We start from the raw sequence: 15084 nt of genomic DNA on the forward strand, positions 1-15084 counted from the left end.
GCAGCGCGAGCATTAAGCTGAATTTGTTTTTTGACGCCAGATTTCCACCGCGTGGCGTTGGCAGCGACCGGGCTGGCCCGCGGAAATCCCGTGGCGGAGGTTTCCGTGGGCAAAGTCGGGAGGGTCAGGCGGTTTGTTGCTCTTTCAGAATCGTCAGTACGGTCTGCACGTTTTGTGCGGCATCGCGACCGAGACTGGTCAGGTAACCGCCATCAGGCTGGTCTGTCAGTTCTTTTTCAAAGAGGCGTTGGGCAGCAGCAATGTGCTTCGGGGCAGCGGTCTGATGAATTTTCAGACCTTCCTGGGAACTGTCCAGGTTGAAGAGTGCGAGGACTTCCAGTTCGGCAACCAACTCAGGGGTAAGCGACATAAGGACTCCAGACTTTCTAGGAATTGGACGACAGCGCCCCTAAGGTGAACCTGCCGGCGCGGCGTGTCCAGTGTGCGCCAGGGTTTTTGTCTCGGGGGTGGATTCCAGTGTAGTCAGGGGTCGGGAGAAGGCCGGATGGAAGGGTGACAAATTGTGTGGGAGCCAGGCTGCTCCCACATAGAGTTGCCCGGTTACGGCTTTTCCGGTGGCAACTCAGGCAGGGCGCGAAGGGCTGCTTCATACCATTCGGTATTGAACGCGCGGTCGTCATCGAGCATGGCGTCGATTTCGTAGGCCAGCACGTGGGCCATCAGGTTCAGGATGTCTTCGCGCTCGTAACCGACCAGGGTCAGTTTGTTGAACGTGGCCTTGGCTGCGGGCGGGTTGTCGCTTTCGATCTGGTTTTCGATGGCTTCGATCAAAGTGCTCTCGGTGAACTCTTCTTCGTCGTTATCGATGTCTGTCGGCTCGCTCATGGCAGGCTCCTCAAGGAAAGGCGTCAGTTTACCCGCATTCAGCGGCGTGATGCTGCTGGCGGGATTCCCCGGAGCGATCTATAAACAGGCACTGCCCACCCCGCACGGCCTGGAGGCTATGTGATGTTCAAGCTCTACGGATTCTCAGTCAGCAACTACTACAACATGGTCAAACTGGCGCTGCTGGAAAAGGGCCTGCCGTTCGAGGAAGTCACCTTCTACCCGACGCCTACGCCTGAGTCTCTGGCCATCAGCCCGCGCGGCAAGGTGCCGGTGCTGGGGGCCGAAGGCGGTTACATCAATGAAACGATGGTGATGCTCGAATACCTCGAAAGCAGCCAGAAGGGTGTTCCGCTGCTGCCGGCCGAGCCGTTCGCGCGCGCCCAGGTGTTGGCGGTGGCCAAGGAAATCGAGCTGTACATCGAGCTGCCGGCCCGTGCCTGTTACGGCGAAGCGTTTTTCGGCGCGGCGCTGCCGGAGGCGATCAAGGAGAAGACCAAGTCTGAATTGCTGCTGGGGTTTGCGGCGCTGGGCCGCCACGGCAAGTTCGCCCCGTATGTGGCGGGCGACAGCCTGAGCATCGCTGACCTGTACTTCCTCTACAGCGTGCCACTGGCGGCTGCGGTGGGGCACAAGCTGTTCGGTCTGGATCTGCTGGCAGACATGCCGAAGGCCAAGGCGTTGCTGGAGCGGCTTGAGCAGAATCCGCATGTGCAGAAAATTGCAGCGGACAAGGAGGCGGCGATGCCGACGTTTTTGGCGATGATCGCGGCGAAGAAGTAAGTTTTTTGGTGCTTTCGAGATAGCTTTCGCGAGCAAGCCCGCTCCCACATTCGATCTGCTGCGAACACCGAATAGGTGTCCACTCGAGATCAGGTGTGGGAGCGGGCTTGCTCGCGAAGCTTTGGCTTTTAGCGGCTGGCGATCAATGCCTGACCGCGAGCCACGGCAGCCTTGACCTGCGCTGGCGCAGTGCCGCCGATGTGGTCACGGGCATTCACCGAACCTTCCAGGGTCAGCACGGCAAACACGTCCTGCTCGATCTGGTCGCTGAACTGACGCAGTTCTTCCAGGCTCATTTCCGCCAGATCCTTGCCGGTATCGACGCCGTACTTCACGGCGTGGCCGACGATCTCGTGGCAGTCACGGAACGGCAGGCCACGGCGTACCAGGTAGTCGGCCAGATCGGTGGCGGTGGAGAAACCGCGCAGCGCCGCTTCACGCATGATCGCGTGCTTTGGCTTGATCGCCGGGATCATGTCGGCAAAGGCACGCAGCGAGTCGCGCAGGGTGTCGGCGGCGTCGAACAGCGGTTCCTTGTCTTCCTGGTTGTCCTTGTTGTAGGCCAGCGGCTGGCCTTTCATCAGGGTCAGCAGGCCCATCAGGGCGCCGAACACGCGGCCGGTCTTGCCACGTACCAGTTCAGGCACGTCGGGGTTCTTCTTTTGCGGCATGATCGAGCTGCCGGTGCAGAAGCGGTCTGGCAGATCGATGAACTGGAACTGCGCGCTGGTCCACAGCACCAGCTCTTCGGAGAAGCGCGACAGGTGCATCATCGCGATGCTCGCGGCCGAGCAGAATTCGATGGCGAAGTCGCGATCCGACACGTTGTCCAGCGAGTTGCCGCCGACAGCGTCGAAGCCCAGCAGTTGTGCGGTGTATTCGCGGTCGATCGGGTAGGTGGTGCCGGCCAGCGCGGCGCTGCCCAGCGGCATGCGGTTGGTGCGCTTGCGGCAGTCGACCAGGCGTTCGTAGTCGCGGCTGAGCATTTCGAACCAGGCCAGCATGTGGTGCCCGAAGGTCACAGGCTGAGCGGTCTGCAGGTGGGTGAAGCCCGGCATGATGCTCGCGGCCTCGCGCTCGGCCTGTTCCAGCAGGCCTTTTTGCAGGCGGGTGATCTCGGCCAGGATCAGGTCGATCTCGTCACGCAGCCACAGGCGTATGTCGGTGGCGACCTGGTCGTTGCGGCTGCGGCCGGTGTGCAGCTTCTTGCCGGTGATGCCGATGCGGTCGGTCAGGCGTGCCTCGATGTTCATGTGCACGTCTTCGAGGTCCACGCGCCAGTCGAACTGGCCGGCCTCGATTTCGCCCTGGATGGTCTTCAGGCCATCGATGATGCTGTCGCGCTCGGCATCCGTCAGCACGCCGACCTTGGCCAGCATGGTGGCGTGGGCAATCGAGCCCATGATGTCGTGGCGATACAGGCGCTGGTCGAAAGTGACGGAGGCGGTGAAGCGGGCGACGAAGGCGTCGACGGGTTCACTGAAGCGGCCGCCCCAGGACTGATTGGTCTTGTCAGTGCTCATGAATTCGCTCGTATCGGCTTGAAGAAAGATGGCGTGAAACGCTGGCGCGGATAATAACAGGGTTGCCAATCCTGTCGTTGACACTGGTCGATACGTTTTTTTCTCATCTCTGCGTTCATAGTCGCCGCCGGTTCCGGGGGATTTGCGCAAGGATATTTTCCGATTGAGCAATATCGGCCCGGCGAGCGTCTACAGTAGGACTAAGGGTCGGCGCGACTGTGGATCGTGCAAAGGTCTGGCCGCCGACTATAAGAAGAGAGGGGTGGGTGTTTTGACCATCGGCATACCCTGCGTAAAACGCAGACAGACGCGAGCTTCGAGTGGTGCGTCCCGGGTGTCGGCAAATAATGCCGGCCGACGTACGGCACTTTTTGGCGCTCGCGCTAGTCTTAGCGTGGATCGCGGTGACGGACGTCACTCCACTTGTCTACGCTATCCTTGTGCGAGACTCACGCAGGAATCCAGCGCAATATGAATGTCCTGATCGTTGATGACGAACCACTGGCCCGCGAGCGCCTCGCCCGAATGGTGAGCGAGCTCGAGGGCTACACAGTCCTGGAGCCCAGCGCCACCAATGGCGAAGAGGCGTTGGCACTGATCGACAGCCACAAGCCGGATATCGTGCTGCTCGATATCCGCATGCCGGGCCTCGACGGCCTGCAAGTGGCTGCCCGCCTGTGCGAACGCGAAACCCCGCCCGCCGTGGTGTTCTGCTCCGGTATCGATGAATTTCCCTTGGAGGCCCTGCAGGCCAGCGCCGTGGGCCATGTGGTGAAACCCGTGAGAACCGAACATCTGCAGGAAGCCCTGAAAAGGGCCGAACGTCCGAATCGGGCTCAGCTATCGGCCCTGACCCGTCCCGCCGCCGAAAGCGGCAATGGTCCGCGCAGTCATATCAGCGCCCGAACCCGCAAAGGCATCGAACTGATCCCGCTGGATCAGGTGGTGTATTTCATTGCCGATCACAAATACGTGACCCTGCGTCATGAGGCCGGTGAAGTGTTGCTGGACGAGCCACTCAAGGCGCTGGAAGACGAGTTCGGCGAGCGCTTCGTGCGGATCCACCGCAATGCGCTGGTCGCCCGCGACCGCATCGAGCGTCTGCAACGCACCCCGCTGGGCCACTTCCAGTTGTTCCTCAAGGGCCTGAACGGTGACGCGCTGATCGTCAGCCGCCGGCATGTGGCGGGCGTACGCAAAATGATGCAAGGGCTTTAGCCCGAGGGCGTCGGGCGGCTATCCATTCTCTTCACCAGGCAATGCCGGCCAGGGAGGCCACGCCGTTTCTGATTCAGGTCAAAGTGGATTTGGCTGAGCTGTTATTATCCGCCGTATCTATTCAGTACGGATTGATCCATGTCCTCTCGCGAAATCCGCATCGCCACCCGCAAAAGTGCACTGGCCCTCTGGCAGGCCGAATACGTCAAAGCCCGTCTGGAAGCAGCCCACCCGGGACTGCTGGTGACGCTGGTGCCCATGGTCAGTCGCGGCGACAAGCTGCTTGATTCGCCTTTGTCGAAAATCGGCGGCAAGGGCCTGTTCGTCAAGGAACTGGAAACCGCGCTGCTGGAAAATGAAGCCGACATCGCCGTCCACTCGATGAAAGACGTGCCGATGGACTTCCCCGAAGGCCTCGGCCTGTTCTGCATCTGCGAGCGCGAAGACCCGCGCGACGCGTTTGTCTCCAATACTTTTTCCAGCCTTGATGCGTTGCCGGCCGGCAGCATCGTCGGCACGTCCAGCCTGCGCCGCCAGGCGCAGTTGCTGACCCGTCGTCCCGACCTGGAAATCCGTTTCCTGCGTGGCAACGTCAACACCCGTCTGGCCAAGCTCGATGCCGGCGAGTACGACGCGATCATCCTCGCGGCGGCCGGTCTGATTCGCCTCGGTTTCGAAGATCGCATCACCTCTGCCATCAGCGTCGACGACAGTCTGCCGGCCGGTGGACAGGGCGCCGTCGGTATCGAATGCCGCAGCGCCGACACTGAAATCCACGCCTTGCTCGCACCTCTGCATCACGCCGATACGGCTGACCGTGTGAGCGCCGAGCGTGCCCTCAACAAACACTTGAATGGCGGTTGCCAGGTGCCGATCGCCTGCTACGCCGTGCTCGAAGGCGAGCAATTGTGGCTGCGAGGTCTGGTCGGCGAGCCGAGCGGCGGCAAGCTGTTGAGTGCCGAAGCCCGGGCGCCGCGCACTGACGCTGAAGCGCTGGGTGTGCAGGTCGCTGAAGATTTGCTTCGCCAGGGTGCCGACGACATTCTCAAGGCTGTCTACGGCGAGGCAGGTCACGAGTGACGACCTGGCGCCTGCTGCTGACGCGCCCCGCTGACGATTGCGAGGCGCTGGCCGAGGTGCTGGCCGGGCAGGGGATTTTCAGCAGCTGCCTGCCGCTTTTGGAAATTGCGCCGCTGCCGGTCTCTGACACAATGCGCCAGACCTTTGCCGGATTGTCGCGCTACAGCGCGGTGATCGTGGTCAGCAAACCGGCGGCACGCATCGCTGTGCAATTGATCGATGCCGTGCCGGCCATGCCCTGGTTCAGCGTTGGCGCAGCGACGGCGCAGATTCTTCGGGATCGGGGTCTCGATGCGCATTGCCCGGACGAGGGCGATGACAGTGAAGCCTTGCTGCAATTGCCGCGTCTGCTCGAGGTCGTTGAACGGCCCGGCGCACAGGTGTTGATCCTGCGCGGAGAGGGCGGTCGCGAGCTGCTGGCCGAGCGCCTGCGCGCGCTTGGTGCTAGTGTCGAGTATCTGGAACTGTACCGCCGTGACCTGCCGGACTATCCGCCGCGGGAACTGCCCCGACGGATTGCGGCGGAACGCCTGAACGGGCTGGTGGTCAGCAGTGGACAGGGTTTTGAGCACCTGCGCCAATTGGCCGGCGATACATGGCCGGCGCTGGCGCAGATGCCGTTGTTTGTTCCAAGCCCAAGGGTCGCCGAGCAGGCACGTGCCGCCGGGGCCCGAACAGTTGTGGATTGTCGCGGCGCCAGTGCCGCGGCCTTGCTGACGGCGTTACGGGAGAATCCCGTGCCCGTTCTCTAATGCAAAGGATGGATACGTGAGCGAAACAGCCTTGCCTAAAGATGACGTTCAACCTGTGATCGATGCACCGGTTGATGCACCGCCACCGGCCGCTGAACCGCGCCGAGGCAACGGATTGGCCATTGTCGCGCTGCTGCTCGGCGCCGCCGGTGTTGCGGTGGGTGGCTGGGGTGTCTGGCAGGTGCGACACCTGCAAGCCAACACGCAGGAGCAATTGAGTCAGGTGCAGGCGTTGAATGATCAGGCCCAGAACCTGAAACTCAACGAGCAGCGTCTGACCGAGCGTCTCGGGCAACTGCCGGGCGCTGACGAGCTCGCCGAACGCCAGCGTCTGGTGACGCAACTGCAGGGCGATCAGCAGCGCCTCAATCAGCGTCTGGAAACCGTCCTCGGGGCTAGCCGCAAGGACTGGCGTCTGGCCGAGGCCGAGCATCTGCTGCGACTGGCCAGCCTGCGTCTTTCTGCCTTGCAGGACATCAGCAGCGCTCAGGCACTGGTGCAGGGTGCCGACGATATTCTGAAGGAACAAAACGATCCGGGTTCGTTTGCCGCGCGTGAACAAGTGGCGAAAACCCTGGTGGCGTTGCGCAGTACCGAGCAGCCCGATCGTACCGGTCTGTTCCTGAAGCTGGGCGCGCTGCGCGATCAGGTCATCGGGCTCACCGAACTGGCGCCCGAATACAAGGATCGCGGCGATTCACTGCTGGGCCTGACCTCCGATGGTGACGGTGCCAGTCGCTGGTCGCAGTGGTGGGATCAGATCTCGCGCTACATCCGCATCGATTTCAATGCCGACAAGAACGTACGGCCGCTGCTCGCAGGGCAGAGCCTGAGCCAGGTACGCCTGGCCCTGAGTCTCTCTCTGGAACAGGCGCAATGGGCGGCTCTCAACGGTCAGGCAGCGGTCTACACCCAGGCGCTGACTGAAGCGCGGGATGTGCTCAAGGGCAACTTCAATCCAGACAACCCGCAGAGCAAAATCATGCTCGAGCAGGTTGCGGAACTGAGCAAGCAACCGGTCACGGTTGTTACGCCGGATCTGGCGGGCACCCTCAGCGCCGTGCAGGCCTATCTTGAGCGCCGTAACGTCAACGCTGAAGACTCGGTGAAACCCTTCGCCAAACCTGCTGCCACCGCGCAGGAGACCACGCCATGAAACGCCTGTATGTCATCGTGTTTCTGGTGATCGCTGCGACGGCGGCCCTTGGTCTGGCGATTGCCGAGCATTCCGGTTACGTATTGGTGGCCTACAAAAGCTTCCGCTATGAGTCGAGCCTGTGGGCGACGTTGGCGCTGGTGGCGGTGCTGTGGCTGCTGATCTGGGGCATCAAGGCGCTGGTCGAGCTGGTGCTGACCTCCGGTGGCGTGGTCAATCCGTGGTCGCGCCGCAACCGCAGTCGTCGTGTGCAAGTGGCGATCGAGCACGGTCAACTGGATCTGGCCGAAGGTCGCTGGGCCAGCGCCCAGCGTCACCTTTATCGGGCTGCCGAGGCCGAGCGCCAACCGTTGCTGTATTACCTCGGCGCCGCCCGTGCTGCCAACGAGCAAGGCAATTACGAGGAAAGTGACCGTCTGCTGGAGCGCGCGCTCGAACGTCAGCCTCAGGCCGAACTGGCGATTGCCTTGAGTCATGCGCAACTGCAAACCGACCGTGGCGATACCGAAGGTGCGCTGGTGACCTTACAGGCCATGCGCGAACGTCATCCGCACAACGTCCAGACCCTGCGTCAGTTGCAGCGACTGCATCAGCAGCGCGGTGACTGGTCGGCGGTGATCCGCATGCTGCCCGAGCTGCGCAAGGACAAAGTCCTGCCGCCTGCCGAACTGGCCGAGCTGGAACGTCGCGCCTGGGGAGAGAATCTGTCGCTGGCGGCACATCGCGAAGAGGATGGCGCGGTCGGTCTGCAATCGCTCAACCGCGCCTGGCAGCAATTGACCTCGTCACAGCGTCAGGAGTCGCCGCTGGTACTGGCCTACGCCGAGCAACTGCGTCAGCTCGGTGCTCAGGTCGAGGCGGAAGAGGTGTTGCGCAACGCCCTCAAACGCAAGTACGACAGCCACCTGGCGCGCCTCTATGGCCTGGTGCGCGGCAGTGATCCGGCGCGTCAATTGCAGGTGGCCGAGGGCTGGCTCAAGGATCATCCCGCCGACCCGAGCCTGCTGCTGACGCTCGGCCGACTGTGCCTGCAAGCCAGTCTGTGGGGCAAGGCGAGGGACTATCTGGAAAGCAGCCTGCGTACGCAGCGCAACCCGGAAGCCTGCGCGGAGCTGGCGCGACTGCTGGCCCGGCTGGGTGATACCGAGCGCAGCAACCAGCTGTTCCAGGAAGGTCTGGGATTGTTGGACGAGCGCCTGCTGGCCGCGCCTTTACCGGTGCAGGCTCACGCCTGAGTGGATGGGGGAGTGCGCTCCCTCACCCATATCCTTGACTGAATAGTTACCGCTATTTCACTTCTGAGGCAAAGTCCTACAGAGGCCTACATTCTTTCCTCTCGCGTCTGTCGGGATTTCCCTACATCTCTGGTGAAGTGTCGCCAGTGACCTGCCTTGAAAGGCCGAGGCCCTTTCCTCTACCGTAACTGCCTGTCTTTATTGTTACGGATAACCCATGTCGTTGACCTGCTCACGCTCCCTGTTTTTTATGGCTTTCACGGCGGGAACACTGGCGCTGGGAGCTTCCTATTACCTTGAGTACGCGGTGGGTCTCGTGCCGTGCAGCCTGTGCCTGGTGCAACGGTTTTTCCTGAGTATGCTCACCACCTGCTGTGGTGTGGCAGCGGTGCATGGGCCAGGGCGCTTCGGCCTTTCGCTCTACTGGTCCGGTGCGCTGGCGGCCAGTCTCGGCGCAACCATGGCTGCATGGCGGCAGGTGCTCCTGCAAAGCGATTCGATGCATCATCTGGCACAGTGCGCGCCCAGTACCGAGGAGTTATTCAGCCACCTGCCTTGGCTTTGCGCCCTGGCGCGGATGTTCACTGACAGCGAGGATTGCTCGCAAATGTCCTGGACGTTGTTCGATCTGAGCGTTCCCGAGTGGAGCCTGCTGTTCTTCGTCGCCATGTCGATCCTTGCGGTTTACCAATTGCTGCGACTGGCCTGGAGCGCTCTGCAGCGACCGCTCAGCGGCGAAGCGTCGCACCGGGCGCTGGTCGGGGATTAAACACTTGTATGAACTTTCTCTCCTGCGTACCTTGAAGCCACAGGCGTGCGGGCATAATCTGGCCCGCACGTGTCATTGGATTTGTGTTGCTCGATGACGCTCTGCCTGAACGCCTCTCAAAGCAACAGCTACAAGAAGGGGCGCGGGTGTAGGGCAGCATGACCCACAAGGGAAGAGAGATCGCCATGCTCGAAAGTTGTCAGAATGCTCAGGAACGTTGGGGTGGAGTTCATCTGCTGATCGACCGCTGGCTCCAGGAGCGTGAGGAATTGATCGCTGCCTACGACAAGCTGGGCGCAGAACCTCAGGCACTGTCCGAAGATCGAAAGCCCTTGCAGGAATTCTGCGGCGTACTGGTCGATTACGTGTCGGCCGGGCACTTCGAAATCTACGAACAACTGACGGGCGAGGCCAAGGCCTTCAACGACAAGCGCGGCCTGGAACTGGCCGAGACGATCTACCCGCGCATCGATGTCATCACGGAAAAACTGCTGGCCTTCAACGATCTTTGCGATGAAGGCAAATGCGTTGCCGAAAAATTCAAGGAGCTGGGTGGGCTGCTCCACGAGCGCTTCGAACTGGAAGACTGCCTGATCGAAGTGCTGCATACCGCCCACAAAGAAGAGGATCCGGTTCAGGCCTGAACCGGTCCCGCAAGACACAAGAACGGTGCGCCAACAGCGCACCGTTTTTTATTGGGCGATCAACCGGTCGCGCCACGCAATTCGACTTCGAACACCAGCGGTGTGAACGGCGCGATCAAGTCGCCGGCACCGTCGGCACCGTAAGCCTGATCCGATGGAATCACCAACCGCCACTTCGCGCCCACCGGCATGTTTTGCAAAGCGGTGCGCCAGCCTGCGATCACGCTGTCGAGATTGAACCACTGCGGCTGAGTGTTCTGGTCGAACACGGTGCCATCCGGCAGCCGACCGATATACAGCACCTGCACCTTTCCGTCGGGGCCGGCCTTCGCACCATTGCCCGGCGTCAGCTCGGTGAGCAGGATGCCGTCGGACAACTCTTTCACTCCAGGCTTGGCTTTTTCGGCGGTAAGAAAGCGTCGCTCGTTTTCCATCGCCGCTTCAGTCGAAGGCATGGCCGCATGCTCGGCCGTCTGCGATTCGTGATCCGCCAGAATCTGTTCGATACGCGCCTCGCTCAAGGCGAGCGGCTTGCCTTGATAGGCCTGTTGCAGGCCTTCGATCAAGGCCTGGATCTGCAGTTGCGGAACCTCCTGGCGCAGCCGTTCACCAAGGCTCGCGCCGAGACTGTAGGCCAGATCGTGGGCATCGTTCGCGGCGTTTTTTTCGTCGGCCTGGACCGCCGAAAAGATCATGCAGAGGGATAAAAAAAGGTAGCGCGACATGGGCACTCTCCGTCCTGAATTGCGGTGGATTATGCCAGCGCGAAGCTCTGCAACGGTGAACTGCTTTGAGCAATGTGCAGAAGTTTTTCGCGAGCCTGCAACCGAGTGCATTCGATACTGTCAACATGCCCTAGCGGCGGTAGCAGCAGAGGTCTAGTATGAGCCGCACTCACGTCAGCCAGGAGGTAAACCATGTCGGCCACCAAGAAGCCTGTAAACACTCCGTTGCACTTACTCCAACAGCTCTCGGGCAGCCTGCTCGAACATCTGGAAAACGCTTGCTCCCAAGCCTTGGCTGATGCTGAAAAACTGCTCGCCAAACTGGAAAAGCAACGCGGCAAGGCACAAGAAAAACTGCACAAATCCCGCACCAAATTGCAGGACGCAGCCACAGCCGGTAAAGCCAAGGCGCAGACCAAGGCCAAGGCTGCCGTGAAGGAACTCGAAGACTTGCTCGATGCGCTGAAGGATCGTCAGTCCGACACCCGCAGCTACATTCTGCAACTTAAGCGCGATGCCCAGGAAAGCCTGAAACTGGCCCAAGGTGTCGGTCGTGTTCAGGAAGCTGTCGGCAAGGCGTTGTCCCTGCGTTCGGCCAAACCGGCAGCGGCGCCTGCGAAAAAAGCGGCCGCCAAACCTGCTGCAAAAGCACCGGCCAAAGCGCCAGTGAAAGCCGCCGCAAAACCGGCAGCGAAGAAACCCGCAGCCGCAAGCGCTGCGAAACCTGCGGCTAAAACAACCGCTGCAAAACCTGCTGCCGCCAAGCCGGCTGCCGCAAAACCAGCGGCTGCCAAACCTGCTGCGCGAACCGCTGCTGCAAAAGCGGCTCCGGCAAAAATCGCAGCTGCCAAACCGGCTGCTAAACCAGCCGCCAAACCGGCAGCAAAACCTGCGGCCAGAACGGCTGCTGCCAAGCCTGCGGCCAAAACCGCGGCCAAACCGGTTGCAGCCAAACCCGCTGCCAAAGCTGCAGCGAAACCAGCGGCCAAGCCTGCGGCAAAAACAGCGGCCAAACCTGCTGCCAAGCCTGCTGCGAAACCAGCCGCCAAACCGGCTGCCGCTGCCAAGCCTGCAACTGCCGCCGCCAAGCCAGCGACCGCCGCTAAACCGGCCGCCAAGCCAGCCGCAAAACCTGCTGCAAAACCAGCAGTGAAAAAACCAGCCGCTGCCAAGCCAGCTGCAGCCAAACCGGCCACCGCTCCTGCTGCCAAACCTGCCGCTCCGGCAACTCCGGCTGCGACCACAGCACCTGCATCGGCCGCCACTACCTCGACCACCGCAACCACGCCATCCTCGGCGCCGGTGTCGAGCGTCGCCAGCAACCCGTCCAGCGCTTCCTAAGCGCCGGTCGCCGCGACGCGCAGCACTTGCAGCGCGTCGCGGTTAAGGTTGGCCGCAGGGCCGGCCAGCACTTCCAGCCAGTCACTCGATTCCTTCGAATTACGCCTCCATCCCTGCGCTACGCCTTCAAGTCGCGACAGCAACGCGCGCTCCGCCTCCAGCTCCAGCCCCTTGATCTGCTCGCGCATACCCTTGAGCACGGGATCGGTGTCGGCCAGATTTTTCCACTGCATGCGCATCGCGCGCAGCGGTTGAACCACCTCTTTGTCCCAAGGGATGGTCAGCTCTTGAAGCTGCCTCGTGCGTACCTCGTCGCGGGTCGCATCGCGCTGTTCCAGCCACAAACCACACAGCATCAGGCACACACTGGCCCCCGCCGATTGCAGGCGCAGGCAGGCATCCTCCACGCCGGGGCGGGCGTAGACGGCAAGGGCAAAGCTCCACAGGTCAGAGGACATCGTGCTACTCGCGCCAGTTGTGAGCGAAGCTGGTAGACTCCGCCGCCATTATGATCCGACTTCAGAACCTGACTTTACAGCGTGGCCCGCAACGTCTGCTAGAAGACGCCGAGCTGACCCTGCACGCCGGCCACAAAGCCGGCCTCATCGGTGCCAACGGCGCCGGCAAATCCAGCCTGTTCGCCTTGCTCCGCGGTGAGTTGCACCCGGATTCGGGCGACTGCCTGCTGCCGGCCGACTGGCGTATCGCCCACATGCGCCAGGAGGTCGACACCCTCGAGCGTCTGGCGGTCGACTACGTGCTCGATGGCGACCTGCGTCTGCGCGAGGTCCAGCGTGATCTCGCAGCGGCTGAAGAGGCCCACGACGGGGCTGCTCTGGCGCGCCTGCACGCCGAACTCGACAGCGCCGACGGTTACACCGCCGATGCGCGGGCGCGCAAGTTGCTGGCCGGTCTCGGTTTCACCAACGAGCAGATGGATCGTCAGGTAGGAGATTTCTCCGGTGGCTGGCGGATGCGTCTGAACCTTGCGCAGGCTTTGATGTGTCCGTCAGACCTGCTGCTGCTCGACGAACCGACCAACCACCTCGACCTCGACGCCATCATCTGGCTCGAAGAGTGGCTGAAAAGTTACCCCGGCACTTTGTTGCTGATTTCCCACGACCGGGACTTCCTCGATGAAGTGGTCGATCACGTGGCCCACGTCGATCAGCGCAAACTGGTGCTCTACCGGGGCGGCTACACCGCGTTCGAGCGCGCCCGTGCCGAGCGTCTGGCCCAGCAGCAACAGGCCTACGAGAAGCAGCAGGCGCAGCGTGCGCACATGGAAAGCTACATCGCCCGGTTCAAGGCCCAGGCCACCAAGGCCCGTCAGGCCCAGAGCCGGATCAAGGCGCTGGAGCGGATGGAAGAGCTGTCGGCGGCCCACGTCGATTCGCCGTTCGATTTCGTGTTCCGCGAGTCGACCAAGATCTCCAGCACGCTGATCGACCTGTCCGATGCGCGCCTCGGTTATGGCGAAAAAACCGTGCTGGAGAAGGTCAAGCTGCAACTGACCCCCGGCGCGCGGATCGGCTTGCTCGGCCCCAACGGCGCGGGTAAATCGACCCTGATCAAGAACCTCGCCGGCGAGCTGTCGCCGCTGGCCGGGCGCTTGACCCGTGGTGAGAACACGGTGGTCGGCTACTTCGCCCAGCATCAGCTCGATTCGCTGGATGCCAAGGCCAGCCCGTTGCTGCACCTGCAACGTCTGGCGCCGACCGAACGTGAGCAGACCCTGCGCGACTTCCTCGGTGGTTTCGACTTCCGTGGCGCGCGGATCGACGAGCCGGTACTGAATTTCTCCGGTGGCGAAAAGGCCCGTCTGGCCCTGGCGTTGATCGCCTGGGAACGGCCGAACCTGTTGCTGCTCGACGAACCGACCAACCACCTGGACCTGGAAATGCGCCTGGCGCTGACCATGGCGCTGCAGGAGTTCAGTGGCGCGGTACTGGTGGTTTCCCACGATCGGCACCTGCTCAAGAGCACCACCGACAACTTCTTCCTGGTCGCGGACGGCAAGGTCGAAGAGTTCGATGGCGACCTCGAAGACTACGCCCGTTGGCTGGTCGAGTACCGTCAGCGCAACGCCCCGGTCAGCAACACGCCGGTCAACCCGGACAAGACCGACAAGAAGGCCCAGCGCCAGGCCGCCGCTGCGTTGCGTCAGCAACTGGCGCCGCACAAGCGCGAAGCCGACAAGCTCGAAGCCGAACTCGGGAAGCTGCACGAGAAACTGGCCAAGGTCGATGCCAGCCTCGGCGACAGCGATCTCTACGAGCCGGCGCGCAAGAACGAATTGCGCGACCTGCTGGCCGAACAGGCCAAGCTGAAAGTCCGCGAAGGCGAGCTTGAAGAAGCGTGGATGCAGGCGCTGGAAACCCTGGAAACCATGCAGGCGGAGCTGGAGGCGCTGTCCTGATGGAGGCGTTCAAGCTGCCGCTGCCGGCGGTGTGGATCGAGCCGATCTGGCTGGGTGTGCAGATTCTGCTGATCCTGTTGGCGGGTTACTTCGCTCAGCGCGTCGTCGCGCGGTTCCTGACGCGTCTGGGCGAGAAGTATCCGTTCCCGCCGCAACTGCTGATGCCGCTGCGCGGGGGCCTGCGCTGGCTGATCATGGGCAGTGCGCTGATCTTCGTGCTGGAGCGCCTTGGGGTCTCCGCCACGGTGCTGTGGACCGCATTGTCGGGTTTCGTCGCCGTTGCAGCGGTGGCGTTTTTCGCCATGTGGAGCGTGCTGTCGAACCTGCTCTGCGCGATTCTGATATTCACCGTCGGCCCGTTTCGTCTAGGCGACGTAGTCGAACTGGTCGACACCACCGACAAGCCCGGCGTCAAAGGCCGGGTGGTGGCGATCAATCTGCTCTACACCACACTGATCGAAGCCGAAGAGCTCGGCACCGGCAGCGCCATGGTGCAGGTGCCCAACAGCCTGTTCTTCCAGCGTTCGGTGCGACGCTGGCGTGGTACGGATGTATTCCCTTCCAGCGGTTTCGAAAAGTGATCGGGCGCCGGC

The 15084-nt window shown here is 62.1% G+C and carries 16 protein-coding genes; 11 read left to right on the top strand and 5 right to left on the bottom strand.

The features are described 5' to 3' along the window. Positions 1 to 124: 124 nt before the first annotated feature. Together OQ248_RS11715 and OQ248_RS11720 are read right to left on the bottom strand one after the other, a co-directional pair. On the bottom strand, positions 125 to 370 hold the full coding sequence (locus tag OQ248_RS11715; protein ID WP_007951883.1) for a TIGR02647 family protein: 246 nt from the start codon (positions 368 to 370) through the stop codon (positions 125 to 127). Between the two features lie 191 nt (positions 371 to 561). Beyond that, on the bottom strand, positions 562 to 846 hold the full coding sequence (locus tag OQ248_RS11720; RefSeq protein WP_085708931.1) for a hypothetical protein: 285 nt from the start codon (positions 844 to 846) through the stop codon (positions 562 to 564). 123 nt (positions 847 to 969) lie between these two features. Here OQ248_RS11720 and OQ248_RS11725 point away from each other — a divergent pair, with 123 nt between their 5' ends. Further along, positions 970 to 1629: a glutathione S-transferase gene (locus OQ248_RS11725; RefSeq protein WP_265812905.1), complete on the top strand. Its 660-nt coding sequence runs from the start codon at positions 970 to 972 to the stop codon at positions 1627 to 1629. Positions 1630 to 1757: 128 nt separating this feature from the next. Here the strand turns inward: OQ248_RS11725 and argH are convergent, their stop codons facing one another. Beyond that, complete coding sequence (gene argH, locus OQ248_RS11730; RefSeq protein WP_103368168.1) at positions 1758 to 3152, bottom strand: argininosuccinate lyase; 1395 nt, start codon at positions 3150 to 3152, stop codon at positions 1758 to 1760. Between the two features lie 471 nt (positions 3153 to 3623). On the opposite strand from argH, the gene OQ248_RS11740 reads away from it, so the two are divergent. The 7 genes from OQ248_RS11740 to rsd all read left to right on the top strand — a co-directional run bounded on the left by OQ248_RS11740 (position 3624) and on the right by rsd (position 10006). After that, positions 3624 to 4370 (top strand): LytTR family DNA-binding domain-containing protein, encoded by a 747-nt coding sequence (locus OQ248_RS11740; RefSeq protein ID WP_085708933.1) that lies wholly within the window; start codon positions 3624 to 3626, stop codon positions 4368 to 4370. A gap of 138 nt (positions 4371 to 4508) precedes the next feature. After that, entirely contained in the window at positions 4509 to 5450 is a 942-nt protein-coding gene (gene hemC / locus OQ248_RS11745; RefSeq protein WP_085708934.1) for a hydroxymethylbilane synthase, read from the top strand. Then, positions 5447 to 6202 carry a uroporphyrinogen-III synthase gene (locus OQ248_RS11750; protein WP_265812906.1) on the top strand — a complete coding sequence of 252 codons (756 nt, stop codon included), beginning with the start codon at positions 5447 to 5449 and terminating at the stop codon, positions 6200 to 6202. Before hemC ends, OQ248_RS11750 begins: the two co-directional genes overlap by 4 nt. 16 nt (positions 6203 to 6218) lie before the next feature. After that, a complete protein-coding gene (locus OQ248_RS11755) occupies positions 6219 to 7358 on the top strand; it encodes a uroporphyrinogen-III C-methyltransferase (RefSeq protein WP_265812907.1) in 1140 nt (379 codons plus the stop codon). Further along, complete coding sequence (locus OQ248_RS11760) at positions 7355 to 8593, top strand: heme biosynthesis protein HemY (protein ID WP_265812908.1); 1239 nt, start codon at positions 7355 to 7357, stop codon at positions 8591 to 8593. Before OQ248_RS11755 ends, OQ248_RS11760 begins: the two co-directional genes overlap by 4 nt. 217 nt (positions 8594 to 8810) lie before the next feature. Further along, a complete protein-coding gene (locus OQ248_RS11765; protein ID WP_265812909.1) occupies positions 8811 to 9362 on the top strand; it encodes a disulfide bond formation protein B in 552 nt (183 codons plus the stop codon). Between the two features lie 185 nt (positions 9363 to 9547). Next, positions 9548 to 10006: a sigma D regulator gene (gene rsd, locus OQ248_RS11770; RefSeq protein ID WP_085708939.1), complete on the top strand. Its 459-nt coding sequence runs from the start codon at positions 9548 to 9550 to the stop codon at positions 10004 to 10006. 59 nt (positions 10007 to 10065) lie between these two features. On the opposite strand, the gene OQ248_RS11775 is transcribed toward rsd, so the two are convergent. Then, positions 10066 to 10731 (bottom strand): FKBP-type peptidyl-prolyl cis-trans isomerase, encoded by a 666-nt coding sequence (locus OQ248_RS11775; protein ID WP_265812910.1) that lies wholly within the window; start codon positions 10729 to 10731, stop codon positions 10066 to 10068. A 192-nt stretch (positions 10732 to 10923) separates the two neighbouring features. Here OQ248_RS11775 and OQ248_RS11780 point away from each other — a divergent pair, with 192 nt between their 5' ends. Then, complete coding sequence (locus OQ248_RS11780) at positions 10924 to 12072, top strand: AlgP family protein (protein WP_265812911.1); 1149 nt, start codon at positions 10924 to 10926, stop codon at positions 12070 to 12072. Here the strand turns inward: OQ248_RS11780 and OQ248_RS11785 are convergent. After that, positions 12069 to 12530 carry a TIGR02444 family protein gene (locus OQ248_RS11785; RefSeq protein WP_265812912.1) on the bottom strand — a complete coding sequence of 154 codons (462 nt, stop codon included), beginning with the start codon at positions 12528 to 12530 and terminating at the stop codon, positions 12069 to 12071. The two genes, OQ248_RS11780 and OQ248_RS11785, sit on opposite strands and share 4 nt — an antisense overlap. Positions 12531 to 12580: 50 nt before the next feature. On the opposite strand from OQ248_RS11785, the gene OQ248_RS11790 reads away from it, so the two are divergent. Continuing rightward, entirely contained in the window at positions 12581 to 14491 is a 1911-nt protein-coding gene (locus tag OQ248_RS11790; protein WP_265812913.1) for an ATP-binding cassette domain-containing protein, read from the top strand. After that, positions 14491 to 15072, top strand: a complete 582-nt coding sequence (locus tag OQ248_RS11795; RefSeq protein WP_265812914.1) for a mechanosensitive ion channel family protein — start codon at positions 14491 to 14493, stop codon at positions 15070 to 15072. The genes OQ248_RS11790 and OQ248_RS11795 overlap by 1 nt, the downstream gene beginning before the upstream one ends. Positions 15073 to 15084: the final 12 nt, after the last annotated feature.

The organism is Pseudomonas sp. COW5 (genome assembly GCF_026240005.1).
In the GTDB taxonomy this organism is placed as follows: Bacteria; Pseudomonadota; Gammaproteobacteria; order Pseudomonadales; family Pseudomonadaceae; genus Aquipseudomonas; species Aquipseudomonas kribbensis.

What these genes read in the sequence shown, in the direction of transcription:
- OQ248_RS11715 (WP_007951883.1), bottom strand. Translation starts at nt 370, where the DNA reads ATGTCGCTTACCCCTGAGTTGGTTGCCGAACTGGAAGTCCTCGCACTC.
- OQ248_RS11720 (WP_085708931.1), bottom strand. Translation starts at nt 846, where the DNA reads ATGAGCGAGCCGACAGACATCGATAACGACGAAGAAGAGTTCACCGAG.
- OQ248_RS11725 (WP_265812905.1), top strand. Translation starts at nt 970, where the DNA reads ATGTTCAAGCTCTACGGATTCTCAGTCAGCAACTACTACAACATGGTC.
- argH (WP_103368168.1), bottom strand. Translation starts at nt 3,152, where the DNA reads ATGAGCACTGACAAGACCAATCAGTCCTGGGGCGGCCGCTTCAGTGAA.
- OQ248_RS11740 (WP_085708933.1), top strand. Translation starts at nt 3,624, where the DNA reads ATGAATGTCCTGATCGTTGATGACGAACCACTGGCCCGCGAGCGCCTC.
- hemC (WP_085708934.1), top strand. Translation starts at nt 4,509, where the DNA reads ATGTCCTCTCGCGAAATCCGCATCGCCACCCGCAAAAGTGCACTGGCC.
- OQ248_RS11760 (WP_265812908.1), top strand. Translation starts at nt 7,355, where the DNA reads ATGAAACGCCTGTATGTCATCGTGTTTCTGGTGATCGCTGCGACGGCG.
- OQ248_RS11765 (WP_265812909.1), top strand. Translation starts at nt 8,811, where the DNA reads ATGTCGTTGACCTGCTCACGCTCCCTGTTTTTTATGGCTTTCACGGCG.
- rsd (WP_085708939.1), top strand. Translation starts at nt 9,548, where the DNA reads ATGCTCGAAAGTTGTCAGAATGCTCAGGAACGTTGGGGTGGAGTTCAT.
- OQ248_RS11775 (WP_265812910.1), bottom strand. Translation starts at nt 10,731, where the DNA reads ATGTCGCGCTACCTTTTTTTATCCCTCTGCATGATCTTTTCGGCGGTC.
- OQ248_RS11780 (WP_265812911.1), top strand. Translation starts at nt 10,924, where the DNA reads ATGTCGGCCACCAAGAAGCCTGTAAACACTCCGTTGCACTTACTCCAA.
- OQ248_RS11785 (WP_265812912.1), bottom strand. Translation starts at nt 12,530, where the DNA reads ATGTCCTCTGACCTGTGGAGCTTTGCCCTTGCCGTCTACGCCCGCCCC.
- OQ248_RS11790 (WP_265812913.1), top strand. Translation starts at nt 12,581, where the DNA reads ATGATCCGACTTCAGAACCTGACTTTACAGCGTGGCCCGCAACGTCTG.
- OQ248_RS11795 (WP_265812914.1), top strand. Translation starts at nt 14,491, where the DNA reads ATGGAGGCGTTCAAGCTGCCGCTGCCGGCGGTGTGGATCGAGCCGATC.